The organism is Ensifer sp., assembly GCF_031989085.1.
Taxonomy (GTDB): domain Bacteria; phylum Pseudomonadota; class Alphaproteobacteria; order Rhizobiales; family Rhizobiaceae; genus Ensifer.
On the sequence record NZ_DALZXU010000001.1, the window covers coordinates 1,925,920 to 1,946,125 of the forward strand.

20 protein-coding genes are annotated in these 20,206 nt (G+C 62.1%); 10 read left to right on the forward strand and 10 right to left on the reverse strand.

Annotation, left to right across the window (positions count from 1 at the left end):
- Positions 1 to 40: 40 nt before the first annotated feature.
- Positions 41 to 1,894 carry an ABC transporter ATP-binding protein gene (locus tag RTP54_RS09350; protein ID WP_312362127.1) on the reverse strand — a complete coding sequence of 618 codons (1,854 nt, stop codon included), beginning with the start codon at positions 1,892 to 1,894 and terminating at the stop codon, positions 41 to 43.
- A 404-nt stretch (positions 1,895 to 2,298) separates the two neighbouring features.
- Here RTP54_RS09350 and RTP54_RS09355 point away from each other — a divergent pair, with 404 nt between their 5' ends.
- Both RTP54_RS09355 and RTP54_RS09360 read left to right on the forward strand, forming a co-directional pair.
- The gene (locus RTP54_RS09355) at positions 2,299 to 2,865 is read left to right on the forward strand and encodes a GNAT family protein (protein WP_312362129.1); all 567 of its coding nucleotides are present in this window, start codon (positions 2,299 to 2,301) and stop codon (positions 2,863 to 2,865) included.
- Between the two features lie 6 nt (positions 2,866 to 2,871).
- Positions 2,872 to 3,333: a tRNA (cytidine(34)-2'-O)-methyltransferase gene (locus tag RTP54_RS09360; RefSeq protein ID WP_112804852.1), complete on the forward strand. Its 462-nt coding sequence runs from the start codon at positions 2,872 to 2,874 to the stop codon at positions 3,331 to 3,333.
- A 72-nt stretch (positions 3,334 to 3,405) separates the two neighbouring features.
- On the opposite strand, the gene RTP54_RS09365 is transcribed toward RTP54_RS09360, so the two are convergent.
- Entirely contained in the window at positions 3,406 to 3,981 is a 576-nt protein-coding gene (locus tag RTP54_RS09365; RefSeq protein WP_112804850.1) for an NADPH-dependent FMN reductase, read from the reverse strand.
- 77 nt (positions 3,982 to 4,058) lie between these two features.
- Here RTP54_RS09365 and soxR point away from each other — a divergent pair, with 77 nt between their 5' ends.
- Positions 4,059 to 4,538 carry a redox-sensitive transcriptional activator SoxR gene (gene soxR, locus RTP54_RS09370; protein ID WP_112804848.1) on the forward strand — a complete coding sequence of 160 codons (480 nt, stop codon included), beginning with the start codon at positions 4,059 to 4,061 and terminating at the stop codon, positions 4,536 to 4,538.
- Positions 4,539 to 4,582: 44 nt separating this feature from the next.
- Here the strand turns inward: soxR and RTP54_RS09375 are convergent, their stop codons facing one another.
- The gene (locus tag RTP54_RS09375; protein ID WP_112804846.1) at positions 4,583 to 4,843 is read right to left on the reverse strand and encodes a hypothetical protein; all 261 of its coding nucleotides are present in this window, start codon (positions 4,841 to 4,843) and stop codon (positions 4,583 to 4,585) included.
- Positions 4,844 to 5,037: 194 nt separating this feature from the next.
- On the opposite strand from RTP54_RS09375, the gene hemF reads away from it, so the two are divergent.
- Positions 5,038 to 5,949, forward strand: coding sequence for an oxygen-dependent coproporphyrinogen oxidase (gene hemF, locus RTP54_RS09380; protein WP_312362133.1), 912 nt, complete (start codon positions 5,038 to 5,040; stop codon positions 5,947 to 5,949).
- Between the two features lie 484 nt (positions 5,950 to 6,433).
- Positions 6,434 to 7,906 (forward strand): hypothetical protein, encoded by a 1,473-nt coding sequence (locus RTP54_RS09385; RefSeq protein WP_312362135.1) that lies wholly within the window; start codon positions 6,434 to 6,436, stop codon positions 7,904 to 7,906.
- A gap of 85 nt (positions 7,907 to 7,991) precedes the next feature.
- Here RTP54_RS09385 and RTP54_RS09390 read toward each other — a convergent pair whose 3' ends face one another.
- Positions 7,992 to 8,168 carry a hypothetical protein gene (locus RTP54_RS09390; protein WP_162703194.1) on the reverse strand — a complete coding sequence of 59 codons (177 nt, stop codon included), beginning with the start codon at positions 8,166 to 8,168 and terminating at the stop codon, positions 7,992 to 7,994.
- A gap of 172 nt (positions 8,169 to 8,340) precedes the next feature.
- Between RTP54_RS09390 and RTP54_RS09395 the strand changes: the two genes are divergently transcribed.
- Entirely contained in the window at positions 8,341 to 8,613 is a 273-nt protein-coding gene (locus RTP54_RS09395) for a BON domain-containing protein (RefSeq protein WP_112804840.1), read from the forward strand.
- A 7-nt stretch (positions 8,614 to 8,620) separates the two neighbouring features.
- Here RTP54_RS09395 and RTP54_RS09400 read toward each other — a convergent pair whose 3' ends face one another.
- The 4 genes from RTP54_RS09400 to RTP54_RS09415 all read right to left on the reverse strand — a co-directional run bounded on the left by RTP54_RS09400 (position 8,621) and on the right by RTP54_RS09415 (position 12,772).
- Positions 8,621 to 9,238 (reverse strand): ABC-type transport auxiliary lipoprotein family protein, encoded by a 618-nt coding sequence (locus RTP54_RS09400; protein WP_112815554.1) that lies wholly within the window; start codon positions 9,236 to 9,238, stop codon positions 8,621 to 8,623.
- A gap of 93 nt (positions 9,239 to 9,331) precedes the next feature.
- Positions 9,332 to 10,702 (reverse strand): MlaD family protein, encoded by a 1,371-nt coding sequence (locus RTP54_RS09405; protein ID WP_112804836.1) that lies wholly within the window; start codon positions 10,700 to 10,702, stop codon positions 9,332 to 9,334.
- 92 nt (positions 10,703 to 10,794) lie between these two features.
- A complete protein-coding gene (locus tag RTP54_RS09410; protein ID WP_312362139.1) occupies positions 10,795 to 11,604 on the reverse strand; it encodes an ABC transporter ATP-binding protein in 810 nt (269 codons plus the stop codon).
- Between the two features lie 13 nt (positions 11,605 to 11,617).
- Positions 11,618 to 12,772, reverse strand: coding sequence for an ABC transporter permease (locus RTP54_RS09415; protein WP_312362141.1), 1,155 nt, complete (start codon positions 12,770 to 12,772; stop codon positions 11,618 to 11,620).
- A 138-nt stretch (positions 12,773 to 12,910) separates the two neighbouring features.
- On the opposite strand from RTP54_RS09415, the gene dgcA reads away from it, so the two are divergent.
- On the forward strand, positions 12,911 to 13,894 hold the full coding sequence (dgcA, locus tag RTP54_RS09420; protein ID WP_312362143.1) for an N-acetyl-D-Glu racemase DgcA: 984 nt from the start codon (positions 12,911 to 12,913) through the stop codon (positions 13,892 to 13,894).
- On the opposite strand, the gene RTP54_RS09425 is transcribed toward dgcA, so the two are convergent.
- Together RTP54_RS09425 and RTP54_RS09430 are read right to left on the reverse strand one after the other, a co-directional pair.
- Positions 13,846 to 15,066: an MFS transporter gene (locus RTP54_RS09425; RefSeq protein WP_312362145.1), complete on the reverse strand. Its 1,221-nt coding sequence runs from the start codon at positions 15,064 to 15,066 to the stop codon at positions 13,846 to 13,848. The two genes, dgcA and RTP54_RS09425, sit on opposite strands and share 49 nt — an antisense overlap.
- A 99-nt stretch (positions 15,067 to 15,165) precedes the next feature.
- Positions 15,166 to 16,005 (reverse strand): UDP-2,3-diacylglucosamine diphosphatase, encoded by an 840-nt coding sequence (locus RTP54_RS09430; RefSeq protein WP_112804826.1) that lies wholly within the window; start codon positions 16,003 to 16,005, stop codon positions 15,166 to 15,168.
- Positions 16,006 to 16,180: 175 nt separating this feature from the next.
- Here RTP54_RS09430 and RTP54_RS09435 point away from each other — a divergent pair, with 175 nt between their 5' ends.
- From RTP54_RS09435 to RTP54_RS09445, 3 genes are all read left to right on the forward strand, one after another.
- The gene (locus RTP54_RS09435) at positions 16,181 to 18,493 is read left to right on the forward strand and encodes an NADP-dependent malic enzyme (protein WP_112804824.1); all 2,313 of its coding nucleotides are present in this window, start codon (positions 16,181 to 16,183) and stop codon (positions 18,491 to 18,493) included.
- 169 nt (positions 18,494 to 18,662) lie between these two features.
- Entirely contained in the window at positions 18,663 to 19,400 is a 738-nt protein-coding gene (locus tag RTP54_RS09440) for a helix-turn-helix transcriptional regulator (protein WP_112804822.1), read from the forward strand.
- Positions 19,401 to 19,555: 155 nt separating this feature from the next.
- Positions 19,556 to 20,200 (forward strand): acyl-homoserine-lactone synthase, encoded by a 645-nt coding sequence (locus RTP54_RS09445; RefSeq protein WP_112804820.1) that lies wholly within the window; start codon positions 19,556 to 19,558, stop codon positions 20,198 to 20,200.
- The last annotated feature ends 6 nt before the right edge of the window (positions 20,201 to 20,206 follow it).

Below are 20,206 nucleotides of genomic sequence, written 5' to 3' on the forward strand. Positions count from 1 at the left end.
GGATGGCCCCGCCACGGACATGGGGCGGGGCAGCTGCGGATCACTCCGCAGCTTCTTCCTTTTCCGTGTCGTCGGCGATGAAACCGCCGGACTGGCGCGACCAGAGGTCGGCATAAAGTCCGCCCTTGGCCACGAGATCGGCATGCGATCCGGTTTCGACGATCCGGCCGGCTTCCAGGATGACGAGGCGGTCCATTTCCGTCAGCGTCGACAGGCGGTGGGCGATCGCGATCACCGTCTTGCCGGCCATCAGCGCGAACAGGTTCTCCTGGATCGCCTGCTCGACTTCGGAATCGAGCGCCGATGTCGCCTCGTCGAGCACCAGGATCGGCGCGTCCTTGAGGAAGACGCGGGCGATCGCGATACGCTGCCGCTGGCCGCCGGAGAGCTTGACGCCCCGCTCGCCGACCTGGGCATCGAGCCCCTTGCGTCCCTGGTTGTCCTCGAGCCCCTGGATGAACTCCCAGGCATTGGCGCGCTTGGCCGCCGCGATGATCGCCTCATCGTCGGCTTCCGGATGCCCATAGGCGATGTTGTCGCGAATGGAGCGATGCAGCAGCGAGGTATCCTGCGTGACCACGCCGATCTGCGCGCGCAGGCTGTCCTGGGTGACGGTGGCGATGTCCTTGCCGTCGATGCGGATCGCACCCGCTTCCACGTCGTAGAACCGCAACAACAGGTTCATCAGCGTCGTCTTGCCGGCGCCGGAGCGTCCGACGAGGCCGATCTTTTCGCCCGGCTTGATGTCGAGCGACAGATGATCGATGACGCCCTTCGCCTTGCCGTAGTGGAAGCGAACGTTGTCGTAGCTGATTGCGCCCTTCTCGGCCTTCAGCGCCTTGGCGTCCGGCTCGTCGACGATATCCTGTGCCTTGGTCATCATGCCGATGCCGTCATAGACCGTGCCGATGTTCTCGAACAGCGCCGAGACTTCCCACATGATCCATTGCGACATGCCGTTGATGCGCATGGCGAGGCCGACGGCAATCGCGATGGCACCGACCGAGATGGCACTCGTCAGCCAGAGGTGGATGCCGAGCGCGCTGATCGCAAACAGCGCGATGCTGTTGTTGGTGTAGACCAGCACATGAAACAGCGTGACCTTGCGCATCTGGCGATGCACCGTGTCAAGGAACCCGTCCATACCGGCGCGCGCATAGGTCTCTTCGCGGCCCGCATGCGAGAACAGCTTGACCGTGCCGATATTGGTATAGCTGTCGACGATACGGCCGGTCATCATCGAGCGCGCGTCGGCCTGCTCCTTGGAGATCTTCTGCAGGCGCGGCACGAAGTAGCTGACGATGCCGATGTAAATCACCAGCCAGACGGCCAGCGGCATCACCAGCCGCCAGTCGGCGGCGGCGACGACGATCAGCATCGAGACGAAGTAGCTGACGACGTAGACGAAGACGTCGAGGATCTTCATCACCGTTTCGCGAACGGCAAGCGAGGTCTGCATCACCTTGGTCGCGACACGACCGGCAAACTCGTTGGCGAAGAACGTCATGCTCTGGCGCAACAGATAGCGGTGCATCTGCCAGCGGGCGATCATCGGATAGTTGCCGAGCAACACCTGGTGCATGATCAGCGAATCGATCGCCACCAGCAGCGGCAGGCCGATCAGGATCAGCGCGCCCATCCACATCAGTCGGTGGCCTTCTGCCTCCAGGAACGTGTCGCGATTGGCGCTCGAAAGCCAGTCGACCATGTTGCCGAGAAACTGGAACAGCGCCACTTCACCGATCGCGATCAGCATGGTGCAGACCGACATGATGAGCAGCCACGGAACTGCGGGCTTGGAATAGTGCCAGCAGAAGCCGAAAAGGCTTTTCGGCGGAAGAACGGGCTCTTCCGTCGGATAGGGATTAAGGCGGGATTCAAACCAGCCAAACATTATCTTGCTCCTTCAGAGTATTTTGAAGGAAGGCGGGTACATTTCTCCCCGCATTCTTTATCGTGAAAATTTCAGTCCGGAAATGCTGCCCCGCCACGGCGGGTCGATCTTCCGGAGTTCCGGAAGCGCGCATAAATCTCTTGAAAGATAGGTCGCGGAACCGGTCAGGCCAAACGGTGGCCCATCACTCCAGGAAGGCGTGTCAACATCAATACAGTCATCATTGCCTCCGTCGGTTCGCGTTGAAGAGAGCTTCTCTCTACCCCTATTCGCGCCGACATGCCAGATTGTCGCAGGCACTTTCTTGCCTGTTATTTCATCGCTTGATCGGATGTTGCTCGTTCGGCACAGATTAGCGACCACAAATTCAGCACGGATGTGGCCGAAACCGGCAGGAAACGCCCATGATCCCATCATCGACGCGCCCTCCCGTCCTCACAGGACACGGCATCGTCCTGCGGCCCCCGAAGGATGGTGACGTCGAGACGCGGCTGGCCTTCGGACGCGACGCAGAAATCCACCGCATGTACGGCGGCAGCGCCGCCTCCGCCCCTCCCTATGGACGGGCCGATGCGCGGGCGTGGGTAAATTCGATTACCGAGCATCCGGCAGCGTGGATCATCGACCACAATGGCGCTATCGGCGAAGTGCGGCTCGACAACATCAACCGGAGCGACAGGCGGGCCAGTCTCGCGATCGGTATCTTCGACCCGCAAAGGCTCGGCCGGGGACTTGGCACCGCCGCCACCAAGCTTGTATTGGCGCATGCGTTTGGCGCGCTCGGTCTGCATCGCGTTTCGCTGCGTGTGCTCGATTTCAACGAGCGCGCGATTGCCAGCTACCGCAAGTGCGGCTTCTCGATCGAGGGACGCGAGGCGGCGCTGATCGACGGCGAATGGCATGACGACATCATGATGGGGATACTCGCGCACGAGTTCTCCGCACAAAAAGATCTGTTGCAAGGAAAGTGACCAGACGTGAGTGACCTTCGCATTGCCCTTTACCAGCCCGACATTCCCGGCAATACCGGCACGATCCTGCGCCTCGCCGCCTGCCTCGGTCTTGCCGTCGACATCATCGAACCGGCGGGCTTCGACCTGTCCGACCGCAACCTGAAGCGCGCCGGCATGGATTACATCGCCTCCGTCACACTCACCCGCCACATCAACTGGGAGCGGTTCGAGGCCTGGCGTGCGCCGACGGGACGGCGGCTCGTGCTCGCATCGACCAAGGCGGCCGAGGCCTATACCCGCTTCCAGTTCCGCGCCGACGATATCCTGCTCTTCGGCCGGGAAAGCGCCGGTGTGCCAGACCATGTGCATGATCTGGCGCAAGGCCGTATCCTCATTCCCATGGCCGAGGGGCAGCGGTCGCTCAACGTCGCCATATCCGCCGCCATGATTGCCGGCGAGGCTATCCGTCAAGTGCAACTGCTCTGATCCGTCTTGCATGAGCCTGCCCTGCCTTCGTTGATGGGGCAATTGGCACCGCCTTTGGACGGCACCGAAGGATCAGGCGGCGACCTCGTTATAGGGCGTCGCCTTGCGTGCCTGTTTCAGTGTTCGCGCCCACCAGATGAGCCGATCCATCATCAGGAACAGCGGGGCGCGAAACTCCTCGGGCTTGTAGAGATTGCCGGCCGCGTCGAACTTCGACCAGGCCTTGGCGAACTGTACGCCGTCGCGCAGCGTCACCGCGTGCAATTCGCCGAAGACCTGTCGCAGCTGTTCGACGGCGCGAATGCCGCCGGACGCGCCACCATAGGAAACGAAGGCAACGGGCTTGGCATGCCAGGGCTCGTAGACCGAATCGATCAGTTCCTTCAGCGCGGCCGGATAGCCATGATTATACTCCGGCGTGACCACGAGAAACGCATCGGCTTCGGCGACCTTTCGCTCCAGCCATTCGCCGGGATTGACTGCCGCGCCGACGCCGCGCGACGCCCTTAGTCTCGCCGGATCGATGACGGTCAGATTGAAGACGGCCGAATCAGAGACCTCGCGGATCAGCCAGTTGGCGACCGTATCGCAGAAGCGTCCCTGCCGGGCGCTGCCGTAGATCACCGCAAGCGTCATTTTCTCAGTCATGGGGATTTGCTCCTTGTTGTGAATGCCATGGAGCTCATGCTATAAAACCTCAACATTAGTTGAGGTCAATAGACGTCATGGCGATTGTGAGAAACAGCGAGATGCGGCGCGAGCTAACCGTCGGCGAAGTGGCCGAACGCAGTGGCGTCGCCGTCTCCACACTTCATTTCTACGAGGCCAAGGGGCTGATCCGCAGCAACCGCAGTCGCGGCAACCAGCGGCGCTATCCACGAGGCGTGCTCAGGCGCGTGGCGGTGATCAAGGTGGCGCAACGCACAGGAATTCCGCTGGCAGAAATCCAGGCGGCGCTAAGCGTGCTACCGGACGACCGGCCGTTGACGGTGCAGGATTGGGCACGGCTATCGGAAAGCTGGCATGAACAGCTGAATGAACGCATCGCGAGCCTGATGGCACTGCGCGATCATCTGACGAGTTGCATCGGCTGCGGCTGCCTCTCGCTCAGGGAATGTCCATTGCGCAATCCGCACGATGTGCTCTCGATGGAAGGCACCGGTCCTCGGTTGATGGACGCGACCGAAGAAGACGGCCAGCCTTAGGCTGCCTCTTCCAGCGGACATCGCCCTGCAGGCTGCGCCAACGCTCAATCGGCCGTCGGCAGGCGCCGCATGGTGAATTCGATCTGGTCACCGTCGAGCTGTCGCCAGCTCTCCACCTCTGTCCAGTAGGCGGCCTTGGGCCAGGTATCGAACCATTCACGCGCCTTGGCGCGGGCCGCAGTTCGCTCAAGCCGAAAGGTTTCCCGCACGAAAAGCCCATCGCCTCGTGTCGGATTGTCCCGGCGATGCCGGGCGATCTGGCGCCGCAAACCATCAAGCGGCGGACCTGCGGGTATTCTTGCCATCGGCCATACCTCTGGAGGTAAAGATAGGGTGTGAGGGCAATCTTTGCCAGTGCGTTGTGCCGGACGCGCCGCATGCGGCAGACTGGCCCTGCGACCCCTTCGCCGTTGCCAACAGGGCGGAAATATGAACTGTGGCGCAGATCAACGAATCGGCGGCTTTCCGGCATGAAAAGCCGCTAACAGGACGAATTTTCATGGAACGACCGCAACTCCCCCCGGGCCTGCCTGCCGATATCGAAGAAAAGAAGGCTGCAGCCAGGGCTTGGTTCGAAAGCCTGCGCGACACGATCTGCGCCGCCTTCGAGGCTGTCGAGGACGACCTGACCGGGCCGCTGTCCGACCGTGAACCCGGCCGTTTCGTCGGCAAGGAGTGGAGCCGCGACGGCGGCCAGGGTGGCGGCGGCCGCATGTCGATGATGGAAGGCCGCGTCTTCGAGAAGGTCGGCGTGCACACCTCGACGGTCTTCGGGGAATTCTCGCCCGAGTTCCGCGAGCAGATCCCGGGTGCCAGCGAAGACCCGCGCTTCTGGGCGTCGGGCATTTCGCTCATTGCCCATCCCGTGAACCCCAACGTGCCGGCCGTTCACATGAACACCCGCATGGTGGTCACCACCAGCAACTGGTTCGGCGGCGGCGCAGACCTGACGCCGGTGCTCGACCGTCGCCGGGTCATGAGCGATCCCGACACCCAGCTGTTCCACCGCGCCATGGAGATCACCTGCAATCGTCATCCGGTGGCCGATCACGCCCGCTTCAAGCAATGGTGTGACGAGTACTTCTTCCTGAAGCACCGCAACGAACCGCGCGGCACCGGGGGCATCTTCTACGACTGGCTGCAGTCGTCCCCCGAGCAAGGTGGCTGGGAGGCAGACTTCGCCTTCACGCGCGATCTCGGCAAGGCTTTCACGCTCGTCTATCCGAAGATCGTGCGCACCAATTTCAACATGCCATGGACCGAGGAAGATCGCGACGAGCAGCTCGTTCGCCGCGGCCGCTACGTCGAGTTCAACCTGCTCTACGACCGCGGCACCATCTTCGGCCTGAAGACGGGTGGTAACGTCGAATCGATCCTCTCGTCCCTGCCCCCGGTCGTCCGCTGGCCCTGATATGTCTGGTGATCTGACCGGCTCCGAAAGGAGATCGGTCGGGCCGGTTTTTTGATCTGCGCTGCTGGCAGAAGGCCGGCAGCGCACGGCGCGCGCGCTTTCGTGTGATTGCGTGCGTGTTGCCATCACTCGAATGATGGCCGACAGGTCCCCCTTCCAAATCCCGGGTTCAAGCCAGGCGCCTCATCACCTCCGCGCGACGGCGCCGACGTACCGGCTTGCGGTCAATTGACCGCGCCTTTCGTGAAATGCGCTGAGGCTCTTGCGCTTTGCCAGGCCCATCGACATCTACCTGAAGGTGGTGCCGAGAAAGTCTTGCGCGCCACCACGCAAGCATGCCGGTTGTCAAATCCTTATTCAAATCTGTCTGTTCCCGCGGGCACCGCTGCAATTCCTGGATCTGAACATGATCCGGGTGGTCAGACCGGTCCCGGATTCGGCATCGACGGATGACGAGCCATCACAAAGCGAGAAGGACGAACGCATGACGCACGAGAGCACGGCCTCCACCGCCCACCGGCACAGGAAACGCTTCCCGCGATGGCTGAAGCGATCTGCGATTACCATCGCCGTTCTGGTCGTCCTCGTTCTGGCGCCGCTCGCGCTCCTCCTTTATCCGACGCTGAAACCCTATCCCAAGGCACCTCCGATCGAGACAGCCGTTTCGCAGCTCGACAGAAACAGGCAGGACCTCGCCCACCTCAGGCATTTTCCGGATTTCGAAAGAAGCTTCACGCCGGAGGCGAAAGCCGCCTTTACGCGCGCCCTTGGCGAGATCGAGCAGCGCGCCGGCGAACTCGACCGGGCGGGACTGGCCATGGCAACAGCGAAGGCCGTGGCTCTCGCCGACAACGGTCATACCAACGTCGTCGGGCTCGTCGGCGGCCGCAGCTTCAACGCGGTGCCAATTCGCCTTGGCTGGTTTTCCGACGGGTTGTTCGTCGTCTCCGCCGCTGAAGACCAGAGCCACCTTCTCGGACGACAGATCCTCGGCGCAAATGGCAAAACGACGGATGAAATGGTGGAGGCGCTGCGCCCATATGTCGGCGGTCCAGCCAATCTTGCCAAGGAATTGGTGCCGAACTTCCTGATATCGCCGGAGCTTCTTCATGCGGCCGGCCTTGGGCAAACAGCGGCAAGCAGCACCTATGACATGCGCCTCTCAGATGGGAGCGTCGCCCCGGTCCTCCTCACCGCAACTCCTGCTGGCCAAGGCGCTCAAAACACCAATTTCTGGCCCGCACGCGATTTGAGCCCCGTAGCGCAGACGGGCGACACAGCCCAGTGGCGACATGTCCTCGATGGGGTCGCCTTGCCGGACTACCTCGCCCGCCCCGAGAGCAACTACTGGCACGCCTATCCCGAACCGGGCCTGCTCTACGTTCAGATCAACCGCGTCCGCGACCAGGCACCAACCGGCCTGTCGCAATATCTCTCCGATGCGCTCGATGAAGCGGCTGCAAAGCCAATTCGCAACGCGATCGTCGATCTCAGGTTCAACAGCGGCGGAAACTACACGTTGTCTTCTGATTTTGCCCAACGCTTGCCGGAGCTTCTGCCACCGACGGGCCGACTTTTCATACTGACCAGCGGCAACACGTTCTCCGCGGCGATCAGCACCGCGGCGTGGCTGAAATATTATGGCGGCGCCCGCGTCACCATCGTTGGCGAGACGGTAGGTGATCGCATGCAGTTCTGGGGTGAAGGCAACCGCGCCGTTCTACCGAACTCGAAGCTTGCGATCCGCTACACCACCGGCTTCCACGACTGGGAAAACGGATGCGGCCTGGCGCAGCTCAGGACATGTTTTCTGCTGAACTACATCTATGACGTCCCGGCTGGCTCGCTTGAACCGAGCGTGAAGGTGAAGCCGACCTTTGCGGACTATCTCGCCGGCAAGGATCCGGCCATGGCTGCCGTCATGGAGATACTCGCGGCCACCCGCACGCCCGGCTAGTCAGCCGGATGCTCGACCGGGAGGAGCAGTGCTGGCGTATCGGACGGAAGATCGCGGGCACCCGCACGCAACGAAGGACCGTCCTTCATTTGCAGATGCGGACTTTCCTGATCACCACCCTGCCATAGGCGCCATAGGTCTTCACCGTCTTGAGGACGCAACTTTGCCGCTGGCCATAACTGTAGGTGCCGGCCGTCGCCGGCATGGTGATGGCAAGGGTGGTCGTCATCGCAACGGCGATGGCGAGAGCAACATGACGCATGAATGGTTCCCCGTTGGTATGCGGCGGTCGGAAACTCGCTGTGGTCCGCCTGTAAGAGCGATCGCATGAATTCCGCCGCGCGCGCTGTTTCGATTGGAACAGGTGAACAAACAACTGGGCCCCGCGTTGTCTTTCATCGGTGATGAGTGACACCCTGGAGGAGAACCGGGTCATGATCTTCAAGAAGCGGACATTTCACGGCAACGAGCCTGAACGAAGCACGACCGATCAGCCCGCCGAGCTTGAGCGCCGCGTCGCACATGGTCTTGCGGTGACGCCGGGGCTCGATGCGGTTGACGTCACGGTCGTTTGCAAGGGAAACACGGTCATGCTGGCCGGCCGCGTCGCGACACGCGCTGAAATCGCTCGCGCAGAGGAATCAGCGCGAGCAACCAAGGGCGTCGCCGAAGTGGTCAATCGCGTAACGGCAGTCGAGGTGGGATAACGCCGGCTCAGATCGAGCCGAGCGTCCAGCCGACGATCTCGGATGCGACCTGGGAAAACGCCTGGTCGAGCGCCTTGACGAAGGCTGGATTGCCAGTGCCGCGCACGCCAGCCGTGGCGCGGAACGCCTTCTGCGACCGCACAGTTCCGTTGCGGTCGTTGACGATCTTGGCGAAGATTTCGACAACCGCCGTGTCGGCGCCTTCGGTCGAAATCTCGAAGGACCGGATTTCGCTGATCACCTGATAGTCGATCGCCAATCCCTCGCCCGGCTTGCCGACGCCGCCGACCTTGCCGGTATTCTCGAACGCCTGGACCAGCTTGGCCTGCACCATGCGTGGCAGACGGTCGCTCCATTGTGCCTTGGACAGATACTGCAGTTCGGAGCCCGACAGGCGAATGACGATCTGGTCGCTGTCGAGTGCCTTGAGAGCTGTCGGCTCCGGCACGAGGATCTGCTTGCTGGTCGCCGCACGCGTTTCGATGGTGGGAGACGAAGAGAGATTGAACGTATCGTTGACGGCGGCGCCTGCTCCGCAGCCTGCCAGCAACACAGCCAGCGTGAAAATCAGGGCGGAGCGTTTCGCTCCAGTCTCACGCACACACACCAGCCCCGGAAAATTCATACTGCCCAAACCCTTGTCCAATAAGCAGCACCTTAGAGCGCTCTTTAGTGAAAGCAACCCGCCCGGCCCTGCGCAGGTTTTGTCTTATCTGATTCACCGTCGGGTGCGACCATCATATTGCTTGACCGTTTCGCCTCCGAAGAGCAGGCGCTGCGGGTTCTTGTCGAATGTCGAGATCGTGTTTTCGAGGCTCTGCACGGTGCGGCGGGTATCGGTCACCAGTGCCTCGACGTCGCGAAGGCCACCTCCGGAGAACCGTTTCAGATTGTCGGCAATCGGGCCAATCTGCGCATTGAGGTTCTCGGCCACCTTGCGGAACGATTCGAGTGTCGTGCGCGCCTCGGCCGAAAGCGACGGTGCGTCCGCATCACCGAGGAACCCGTCGACCTTGACGAGGATACTGTCGACGCGGTTCGAAGCGGCGTTGAGCTTGCTCGCCATCTGCGTCACGTCGGTAATGGTGCGGTCGATGTCCTGCTGGCGCGCGGTGATCTTCTCGGCAAACTGCGTGACGCTGGCGACAGCCTTGCGCGCGTCGGCACTGGCTGCCGAGATGTCGTTGATGACAAGTTCGACCTTCTGCTTGTCGACGGCGGCCACCAGCGTATCGACACGTTCAAGCGTCTTCTGCGCGTTCTTGCCGAACTGGTCGTAGGTTTCGACCGTCCGCTTGAATGCGAGGATCGTCTCGGAAACGCCGCCGGATGCTGCCTTCAGGTCGTTGCTGACCTGCTCGACATTGCTGACGATATTGTCGATCTTTTTCGGATCCACCGACTTCACCAGCACATCGGCCGTGGCGAGCGTCGAATCGAGCTTCTTCGATGCCGCGTTGATCGACGCCGACAGCTCGGTCACGCTTTTCAGGAAGTCGTCGATGGCGCCGGAATTGTCGGCAAGGGCCTTCGAGAATTTCTCGGCATTGCCGATCGTGCCCGTCAGCGGACCACGCACGTCCTTGACGAAGCCCTGGATGTCGGTGATCGCATCGTTGGCGCGGTCCATGATCGCGTCTGCCGTCGCGAGCAGGCTGGTAACGCTCGACTGGTCGGCGAGGATGCGGGCCTGCGTACCCTTTTCGAGCGCATTCCTGAGGATGTTTTCGTCGCCCTTGTTGCCGCCACTGAGCTCGATATAGGCCGCACCCGTCAGGCCCTGCACCTCAAGCGTCGCCTTGGTCGATTTGAGCACGGGCGCGTCGATGGAGACTTCGGTGACGGCAATCGAGTAGCGCGGATCGTTGGCGTCGATCGCCAGATTGCGCACGGAGCCGACGGGAATGCCGTTGAAGCGAACCGGCGAGCCGACGGAAAGACCGTTGGCGGAGCCGGGAATGTTGACGACCAGCTCGACCATCTCGCCGCTGCGGCCATACTGCGACATCCAGTAGACGAAGCCGAAGGCCGCCGCGATCACGAACACAGTGAAGAAGCCGACAATGGCGTAATTCGCTTTAGTTTCCATTCGTTCCGTCTACCTCAGTGGCCATCCTATCGGCCGTTCTACTGCTTCAGGCATCCCGGAGACTTACCGGATTGCCCGACGGCTTCCTGGCGCTATTCGTCGTGTCTGACGATCGACCGCGCCCGCTTGCCCCGGAAATAGGACTGCACCCAGGGATCGTCGCAAGCCAGCATGTCCTCGACGGTCCCCTCGACCAGAACCTTCTTGTTTCCAAGGACGGCGATGCGATCACAGACCGAAAACAGACTGTCGAGGTCGTGAGTCACCATATACACGGTCAATCCGAGCGTGTCGCGCAGCTTGGCGATCAACTCGTCGAACTCGGCAGCACCGATCGGGTCGAGCCCCGACGTCGGTTCGTCGAGGAAGACGAGATCCGGATCGAGCGCCAGCGCCCTTGCAAGCGCCGCCCGCTTGATCATGCCGCCTGAAAGCTCCGACGGATATTTGTCGGCAGCCTCCGGCGCGAGGCCGACCAGGTCGATCTTCACGCGCGCCAGTTCGTCCATCAGGCCCTGCGGCAGGTCGAGATACTCGCGCATCGGCACCTGGATGTTCTCGCGCACCGTGAGCGCGGAAAACAGCGCACCGTGCTGGAACAGCACACCCAGACGCATGTCGAGGGCGATGCGCTCGGCATCCGTCATCTTGTCGTATTCCGCACCAAGGATCTCGATCGTGCCGGAGCGCTTGGCCAGCAGCCTGAGCACGGTACGCATCAGCACGGATTTTCCGGTTCCGGACGCACCGACAAAGCCGAGAATCTCGCCGCGATAGATCTCGAGATTGAGCTTGTCGAGCACGATATGCGAACCGAAGCCGACCGTCAGGTCACGCACCGACAGCACAGCTTCATGGCCGTTGGCGATATCCGGTTGTCTTTCCGTGGCTGTCGTGTCCATCGCTCCACCCGCCTCAGAATTCGATCGCTGCGTAGAACATGGCAAACAGGCCGTCGATCAGGATCACCACGAAGATTGATTTGACCACCGAGGACGTCACGTGGCGTCCGAGTGATTCGGCGCTACCGCCCACCTTCAGCCCCTCCACTGCCGCAACCACGCCGATGATCAGCGCCATGAACGGCGCCTTGATCATGCCGGCCGCGACCGATGAAAAATCGACCGCCTCCTGCAGACGTGACAGGAAGGTCGCGACCGTGATGCCCGAATAGGTCCAGGCAACGAGGGCGGCCCCGGTCAGCGCCGCGAAGTTGGCAATGATGGTGAGCAGGGGCAAGGCGATCGTCAGCGCCACGAGGCGCGGAAACACCAGCACCCCGACGGGGCTGAGCCCCATCACCTTCAGCGCATCCACCTCTTCGCGCATCTTCATCGAGCCGATTTCGGCGGTGATCGCGCTGCCCGAGCGGCCGGCGATCATGATCGCGGTCAAAAGCACGCCGATTTCGCGCAATTGCAGGATGCCGACGAGATCGACGACAAAGACCTCGGCTCCGAAGTAGCGCAGCTGGAATGCGCCCTGCTGCGCAATGATCGCGCCGATCAGGAAGGACATCAGCATGATGATCGGCACGGCCTTGACGCCCATGCGATCGATCTGGTGCACGATGGCCGCCGGCGAAAGCCCGCTGTGCCGGCCAAGCTTGAGCTGGGCGCCGCGAACGGCGGAGCCGAGAATGTACATTGCCGCGACGATATCGTTCCAGGTGGCGATCATCACCTCGCCCACCGGTGCGAACAACCGCTGGAACAGGGGGACCGGCTCGCTGTCGTCTTCCGGCGTCGGCAGTTCCGCCGGCAACGCGCCGATCAGCTCGACATATCGCTGCCCGCCGTCGACGAACTGGATGCCGTCGTTTTCCGGGCCGGCAATCCTGGTCATGAAGCGCCGGATGATCCAGGCGCCGGCCGTGTCCATGGCGGTGACGCCCGACAGATCGAACTGACGGACCTGGCTGTCCTTGCGCGCCAGCTGATCGAGCTTGCCAGCCATGGCCTCGGCAGTTTCGTGCCGCCAGACGCCTGAAAAAACGTAGGCGCGTCCGGAGCCTCCGGCCTCACCGTCGAGCGCGACATCCGCAACGATCTTGGTCTGGGAACGCGTCACCTGGTCTCTGTCATCCCGATTTGCTAACCGCTCGTAAAAGCTTGCTCCGTCATAACGGCTCACATCCTTGATGTCATCCTGACGAAGCCGGTAACATCAAGACCTAACCACCAGATATGGGCCGCCGGAGAAGATTTCATGTCAACTGTGCTCGAAGCGACAACCGAAGACTTCCCGATTGCGGGCACATTCACCATTTCACGCGGCTCGAAGACCACTGCCAGCGTCGTGACGTGCCGAATCACCAGCGGCGACGCCAGCGGCTGGGGCGAATGCGTGCCATATGGCCGCTACAACGAGACCATCGCCTCGGTGCTTGCTGAAATCGCGGCCATTCGCCCACGGATCGAACAGGGTCTGACGCGTCAGGAATTACAGTCGGCAATGAAATCGGGGGCGGCACGCAACGCGGTCGATTGCGCATTGTGGGATCTGGAAGCAAAGAGAAAAGGAAAATCCGTGCATGAACTTGCCGGCATTTTCTCACCTGAAGCATTGACCACGGCCTATACGCTGTCGCTCGCCGAGCCCGATGCCATGCGCGCGCAGGCGGCACAGTATGCGCACCGCGCGCTCTTGAAGATCAAGGTCGGCACATCGGACGACGCCTCGCGCATTCGGGCCGTGCGCGAAGGCGCCCCCGAAAGCCGCATCATTCTCGATGCCAACGAAGGCTGGACGCCGGATACCCTCGCCTATCACTTCGCAATCTGCGCCGAACAGCGCATCGACCTGATCGAGCAACCATTGCCGGCCGGCAAGGATCAGGCGCTCGCCACCATCGCCCGCCCCGTTCCCGTCTGCGCCGACGAGAGCGTGCACGCGACCGGCGACCTCTCGGCCCTGGTCGACCGCTATGACGCCGTCAACATCAAGCTCGACAAGACCGGTGGCCTGACCGAAGCCCTTCGCATGCGCGATGCGGCGATGTCCCTCGGTCTGAGGGTGATGGTCGGCTGCATGGTCGGCACCTCGCTCGGCATGGCGCCGGCAATCCTGGCGGCACAGGGCGCCGACTTCGTCGACCTCGACGGCCCCCTGCTTCTGGCACGGGACCGCACGCCGGGACTACGCTACGAAGCCTCGCTGGTCTTTCCGCCCGAGCCCCGCCTCTGGGGTTGAAGACGCCAGGCCGCAATGGCAAAGCAGCAGCCGACAAAGGCAACGACCGACATCGAATAGAAGCCGTTCACCCCGTACCAGCTGTAGAGATAGCCTGACAGGAACGTGAAGATCGCCGTGAAGATGCCGGTATAGAAGAAGTAGATCCCCTGGGCCGCGGCCTCCTGCTCCTCGACGACGCGCTCCACCAGCTTTGCCTGCATGCCCGTGTGCATGATTGCGTAGGTAAAGGCATGGAAGCACTGCAGTACGAAATAGCCGGAAAAACCGAGATCCATCGGGAAAATGATCCAGCGCAAGACGGCGAGGAAACAGCCGGACAGGATCATCGCCCAGACGCTGAAACGGCGGATGATCGCCTTGGCAAAGACGAACATCGTCACCTCGGCGGCAACGCCAGCACTCCAGAGAATGCCGATCTCCGTGCCGCTATAGCCGATATGCTGCCAATAGATCGCCGAGAAGGCGAAGAGCATGGCGTGGCTGGCGTTCACCAGCGTCACGCCGATCAACAGCAGTTGCAAATCGACCTGACGCAAGGATTTCGGCGGCGGTTCGGTCAAGGCCGTGATCGGTGACGGGCGCCGGGGCCGACCGACCTTCGGCGCGGCAAAGGCCATCAGGATCGTCAGGCCAAAGCCGATCGCCATCGCCGGCAGCACCATGTCGCCGCCGAAGATACCGATCATCCAGCCGCCGAGCATGGTGGCACCGATGAAGGCGACGGATCCCCAAAGACGCATCTGCGCATAATCGAAGCCCCAGCGCCGGACGCCGGAAAGCGCGATTGCCTCGACGATCGGCACATAGGGCGAATAAACAGCCGATTGCAGCGTGTAGATGATCAGGACCGGCCAGAAGTCACGGGCGTAAAACAGCACGAAGGCCGTCGCCAGCGACAGGAAACCCGACCAGATGAGCACGATCGTGCGCTCTCCGATGCGGTCTGCGATGACGCCGGCGATCGGCGCGGTAAACACCCTGATGAACATCGGCAGCGCCAGCACGACGCCGATCTCGAAATCGCTCATCGAAAGCGTCGTCAGCCAGACCGGAAAATACGGCATGGCAAAGCCGTTGACGATCAGCGGCGCGCAGAAGAGCAAGGCGGTGCGAAGCGTGAAATAACGCGGCGGAGGGCCCACGGAAGCAGGCGCTTGGGAGGGAATCATGACGGAACCTGATGGATACCGTCCACCAATAGCATAGGCCGCCGGCAGGTCGCCATAACCTAGATTTCGCGACACGCTTGGCGTGTACCGTGCCCGCCGTCAGGCTGCGCGTTGCGTCAGCAGGTGCGCCAGCAGCCTTTCGGCTTCGGCTGTCCCCTCAGCCTCCGCCACACCGCCGCGCATCTGGTGCCAGGTGATCAGCTCCATGGTGCCGTCGTGGTGCTCGGCAATCGCCGTGCAGCTTTCGACCCAGTCGCCGGTATTGATGTACCTGATGTCGCCGATATCCTCGATAACAGCGTGGTGGATATGGCCGCAGATCACCCCTTGGGCGTCATGGCGTCTCGCCTCGTCGGCAACCACCTTCTGGAACTCGCCGATGAAGTTGACCGCGTGCTTCACCTGCAGCTTTGCCCAGGACGAGAACGACCAATAGGGCATGCCGAGCCGGCGACGAACGGCGGCAAGGCCGATGTTGATCGCGATTGCGGTGTCGTAGGCCCAGTCGCCGAGATAGGCGAGGATGCGGGCGTTGCGCACGACCACATCGAACTCGTCGCCATGCAGCACCAGATAGTTGCGGCCATCGGCGGCCTTGTGCATGTGGCGCTGCGCCACTTCGATGCCACCGAAGTGAACGCCCGGAAAATCGCGCATGAACTCGTCGTGATTGCCGGGGATATAGATGATGCGCGTGCCCTTGCGCGCCTTGCGCAGGAGCTTCTGAACCACGTCGTTGCAGTTCTGCGGCCAATACCAGCTGCGCTTCAACCGCCAGCCATCGACGATATCACCGACGAGCACGATGGTTTCGGCCTCGTGATGGCGCAGGAAGTCGATGAGAAAGTCGGTCTTGGCTGCCTTGGAGCCGAGGTGGACGTCGGAGATGAACAACGTCCTGACATGCCTTACGGAGTTGTTTTGCGGTGCCGCCATCATACCAGCCTCGTCTTGATTGCGCCTTATGGGCCCCGTCAAAACCAGACTCGTGTTTCAGGAAGATGACATGCACGCCGGCCCCTTCGTCGCACCGGCGGAAAAGAACGGTGCGAAAACTGTACGCGCCCTCCAATTCATGCCACAAGGCCACGTCCAAAAAAGAGGAATGCAGACTATGAGCACGGGCGACAAAACCAAATCCCATACCGGTCCGGCCAGCGGCGATATCGACCAGCAGGCCCTTTTCTTCCACCGTTACCCCCGCCCCGGGAAGCTCGAAATCCAGCCCACCAAGCCGCTCGGCAACCAGCGCGACCTCGCGCTTGCGTATTCGCCCGGCGTGGCCGCGCCCTGCATCGCCATTCGTGACAATCCGGAAACGGCAGCCGACTACACCGCGCGCGCCAACCTCGTTGCCGTCATCTCGAACGGCACGGCCGTGCTCGGCCTCGGCAACATCGGCCCGCTCGCCTCGAAGCCGGTGATGGAAGGCAAGGCCGTCCTCTTCAAGAAATTCGCCGGCATCGACGTCTTCGACATCGAGATCGACGCGGCCAGCATCGAACGCATGGTCGATGTCATCTCCGCACTGGAGCCGACCTTCGGCGGCATCAACCTTGAAGACATCAAGGCGCCGGAATGCTTCGAAGTCGAGCGCCAGCTGCGCGAAAAGATGCAGATCCCCGTCTTCCACGACGACCAGCATGGCACCGCGATCATTGTTGCCGCAGCCATCCTCAACGGCCTGGAACTGGCCGGCAAGGACATCGCCAAGGCGAAGATCGTCACCTCGGGTGCCGGTGCTGCTGCGCTCGCCTGTCTCAACCTGCTCGTCACGCTCGGCGCCAAGCCCGAGAACATCTGGGTGCACGACCTCGAGGGCCTCGTCTACAAGGGCCGCGAAGTCCTGATGGACCAGTGGAAATCGGTCTATGCCCAGGACAGCGATAACCGCGTGCTCGCCGACAGCATCGGCGGCGCCGATGTCTTCCTCGGCCTGTCGGCAGCGGGCGTCCTGAAACCGGAACTGCTGGTGCAGATGGCCGAAAAGCCGCTGATCATGGCGCTTGCCAACCCGACGCCCGAGATCATGCCGGAGGCGGCACGCGCGGCGCGTCCGGACGCAATGATCTGCACCGGCCGTTCGGATTTCCCCAACCAGGTCAACAACGTGCTCTGCTTCCCGCACATCTTCCGCGGTGCGCTCGACTGCGGCGCAAGCACGATCAATGAAGAAATGAAGATGGCGGCCGTGCGTGCCATCGCCGGCCTTGCACGTGAAGAGCCGTCAGATGTCGCCGCCCGCGCCTATTCCGGCGAGACGCCGGTCTTCGGTTCCGACTACCTGATCCCGTCGCCCTTCGACCAGCGCCTGATTCTCAGGATCGCGCCGGCCGTTGCCAAGGCGGCCGAGGAGAGCGGCGTTGCCACCCGTCCGATCCAGGATTACGACGCCTATCTCGACAAGCTGAACCGCTTCGTCTTCCGCTCGGGCTTCATCATGAAGCCCGTCTTTGCCGCCGCCAAGAACGCGCAGAAAAACCGCGTGATCTTCGCCGAGGGTGAAGACGAACGCGTGCTGCGTGCAGCCCAGGTGCTTCTGGAAGAGGGCACGGCCCGCCCGATCCTGATCGGCCGCCCGCAGATCATCGAGACGCGCCTGCGTCGCTACGGCCTGCGCATTCGCCCCGACGTCGACTTCGAAGTGGTCAATCCGGAGGGCGATCCGCGCTACCGCGACTATGTCGAGGATTATTTCGCCCTCGTCGGCCGCCTCGGCGTCATTCCGGAGGCCGCGCGCACGATCGTTCGTACCAACACGACCGTCATCGGCGCGCTTGCGCTCAAGCGCGGTGAAGCCGATGCGCTGATCTGCGGCGTCGAAGGACGCTACAGCAAGCATCTTCGCGATGTGTCCCAGATCATCGGCAAGCGTGAAGGCGTGCTCGATTTCTCCGCGCTCAGCCTGTTGATCTCGCAGCGCGGCGCCACGTTCTTCACCGATACCTATGTCAGCTATTGCCCGAGTGCGGAAGAAATCGCCCAGACAACCGTCATGGCCGCGCAGGAAATCCGCCGCTTCGGCATCACGCCGCACGCCGCCCTGGTCTCGCACTCGAACTTCGGCTCGCGCGATTCCGAGAGTGCGACCAAGATGCGCCAGGCGCTACAGCTCGTGCGCGAACTGGCACCGGAGCTCGAGGTCGACGGTGAAATGCACGGTGATTCGGCGATCTCCGAGGTGCTGCGCCAGCGCGTCATGCCCAACAGCACGCTGTCTGGCGAAGCCAACCTGCTGGTCTTCCCGAACCTCGACGCTGCCAACATCACGCTCGGCGTCGTCAAGACGATGACGGACAGTCTGCACGTCGGACCGATTCTGCTCGGCTCGGCGCTGCCCGCTCACATTCTGTCGCCGTCCGTCACGTCGCGCGGTGTCGTCAACATGGCAGCACTCGCTGTCGTTGAAGCCAGCCATCCAGGCTGATGGCAATTTGCGGGGCCACTTTCGCCAGTGGCCCCGCATTTCTGTGGTGATCCGGGCAACAACCGTTGTTTGTAGGATCGACAATCCACAGCAAATACGGATGACGGTTCTGGACAAAAGGTGAACCCCCAACCATTGTGGGGTTCAGGGCAAGAATCGGTGTTGTGGCATGACTGAACAACAGGCTGTCCTCGACATGCTGGAAATCCTGGAATGCGGAGGCTGTGTCGAGCCGGCCCATTTTTTTACGCTGATGCGACGTACCTTTCGCATCGCTCATCTCCTTTATCTTGAAGCTGAGCCCTATGCCGACGAGCTCAAGATCTGCCGCCTCCACCACACGTTCGGGGCCTATGCGGCGGAGCTATATCTGACGCGCGGGCTCTACCGGATCGACCCGATCCTCAAGCTGGCGCTGGGCGGCGTCAGGCCGGTGGAATGGACAACCGCGCGCCACCGCTTTCCCGAATGCGAGCCCCTTTTCAAGACGGCCGAGGAGATTGGCCTCTCCAGCGAAGGCGTCGCGCTGCCGCTGCCCTCGCCCGCCGGCCGCATGGCCCTGCTTGCGATCAACGTGAACATGTCGGCAGGTGAATGGTCGATCTACCGGCGCAACCACCTGCGCGACTTCCAGCTTGCCGCCAACCTGTTTCATGCCGGCATGCTGGAGAATGCCGCCATGACCGGCGGGCTCAACGCCCGCGACACGCGCCTCACGAGCCGCGAGACCGAGGTCCTCACCTGGTCGGCTGCCGGCAAGAGCTACTGGGAGATCGCCACCATTCTCGGCATCTCCGAGCGTACCGTGCGTTTCTTCATGACCAATGCCCGCCGCAAGCTCAACGTCGTTTCCAACACGCAAGCCGTAGCGCAGGCGGTTCGCCACGCGCTCATCCCCTCGGTTTGATCCCGGTTCAAGCCGCTCCTCCCTCGCCCTTCCGGAAACCCATCGAAATTTAGAGTAAAAAAACCGTTTACGTTACTGTCGCTTGCGACAGTTTCGCCCCTGCCGCCGGCCTGACAGCATCACGCCATCCCTTAAGAACAAGGATGGAGAAAAAGATGATCAGGATCCTCAACGGCAGGACGCGCGGACAGCACCCACAGGCCATCGACGAGATGTTCAAGCTGCGCAAGCGCGTCTTTCATGACTTCCTGAAATGGGACGTCCAGACCGAAGGGGATTGGGAAATCGACAACTACGACACGTCGAACCCGCTTTACGTGCTGTCCTATTCGCCGGAAACGGGCAAGCTGCGCGGCTCGCTGCGGCTGCTGCCGACGCTCGGTCCCAACATGCTCGACGATACCTTCCCGATCCTGCTTGGCGACAATCCCGAGATCCGCAGCGCCTCTGTCTGGGAATCGAGCCGTTTCTGCATCGATCCGGAGATCTCGCAGGACCGCGCCTCCAACCAGGTGACGGTCGCCGCTGCCGAACTGATGTGCGGCGTCGGCGAGCTCGGGCTTGCCTCCGGCATCAGCCACATCGTTACGGTCACCGACGTGTTCCTCGAGCGGATGTTCCGCCGCATGGGTTGCCCTGGAGAGCGCATCGGCGAACCGCACCGCATCGGTTCGGTCTTTGCCGTGGCGGTCGCCTGGGAGGTGACGCCGTCGCTTTTGAGCGCGATGAAGGCCGTGGCCGCAATCGAAGGCACGGTTCTCGAACGGCCGATGTCGCTGGAAACAGCCCGCGCCGCCTGATCGCGG

Bases quoted from the DNA above. Each gene is read 5' to 3' on its own strand.
- RTP54_RS09350 (WP_312362127.1), bottom strand. From the start codon at position 1,894: ATGTTTGGCTGGTTTGAATCCCGCCTTAATCCCTATCCGACGGAAGAG.
- RTP54_RS09355 (WP_312362129.1), top strand. From the start codon at position 2,299: ATGATCCCATCATCGACGCGCCCTCCCGTCCTCACAGGACACGGCATC.
- RTP54_RS09365 (WP_112804850.1), bottom strand. From the start codon at position 3,981: ATGACTGAGAAAATGACGCTTGCGGTGATCTACGGCAGCGCCCGGCAG.
- soxR (WP_112804848.1), top strand. From the start codon at position 4,059: ATGGCGATTGTGAGAAACAGCGAGATGCGGCGCGAGCTAACCGTCGGC.
- RTP54_RS09375 (WP_112804846.1), bottom strand. From the start codon at position 4,843: ATGGCAAGAATACCCGCAGGTCCGCCGCTTGATGGTTTGCGGCGCCAG.
- hemF (WP_312362133.1), top strand. From the start codon at position 5,038: ATGGAACGACCGCAACTCCCCCCGGGCCTGCCTGCCGATATCGAAGAA.
- RTP54_RS09385 (WP_312362135.1), top strand. From the start codon at position 6,434: ATGACGCACGAGAGCACGGCCTCCACCGCCCACCGGCACAGGAAACGC.
- RTP54_RS09390 (WP_162703194.1), bottom strand. From the start codon at position 8,168: ATGCGTCATGTTGCTCTCGCCATCGCCGTTGCGATGACGACCACCCTT.
- RTP54_RS09395 (WP_112804840.1), top strand. From the start codon at position 8,341: ATGATCTTCAAGAAGCGGACATTTCACGGCAACGAGCCTGAACGAAGC.
- RTP54_RS09400 (WP_112815554.1), bottom strand. From the start codon at position 9,238: ATGAATTTTCCGGGGCTGGTGTGTGTGCGTGAGACTGGAGCGAAACGC.
- RTP54_RS09405 (WP_112804836.1), bottom strand. From the start codon at position 10,702: ATGGAAACTAAAGCGAATTACGCCATTGTCGGCTTCTTCACTGTGTTC.
- RTP54_RS09410 (WP_312362139.1), bottom strand. From the start codon at position 11,604: ATGGACACGACAGCCACGGAAAGACAACCGGATATCGCCAACGGCCAT.
- dgcA (WP_312362143.1), top strand. From the start codon at position 12,911: ATGTCAACTGTGCTCGAAGCGACAACCGAAGACTTCCCGATTGCGGGC.
- RTP54_RS09425 (WP_312362145.1), bottom strand. From the start codon at position 15,066: ATGATTCCCTCCCAAGCGCCTGCTTCCGTGGGCCCTCCGCCGCGTTAT.
- RTP54_RS09430 (WP_112804826.1), bottom strand. From the start codon at position 16,005: ATGATGGCGGCACCGCAAAACAACTCCGTAAGGCATGTCAGGACGTTG.
- RTP54_RS09435 (WP_112804824.1), top strand. From the start codon at position 16,181: ATGAGCACGGGCGACAAAACCAAATCCCATACCGGTCCGGCCAGCGGC.
- RTP54_RS09440 (WP_112804822.1), top strand. From the start codon at position 18,663: ATGACTGAACAACAGGCTGTCCTCGACATGCTGGAAATCCTGGAATGC.
- RTP54_RS09445 (WP_112804820.1), top strand. From the start codon at position 19,556: ATGATCAGGATCCTCAACGGCAGGACGCGCGGACAGCACCCACAGGCC.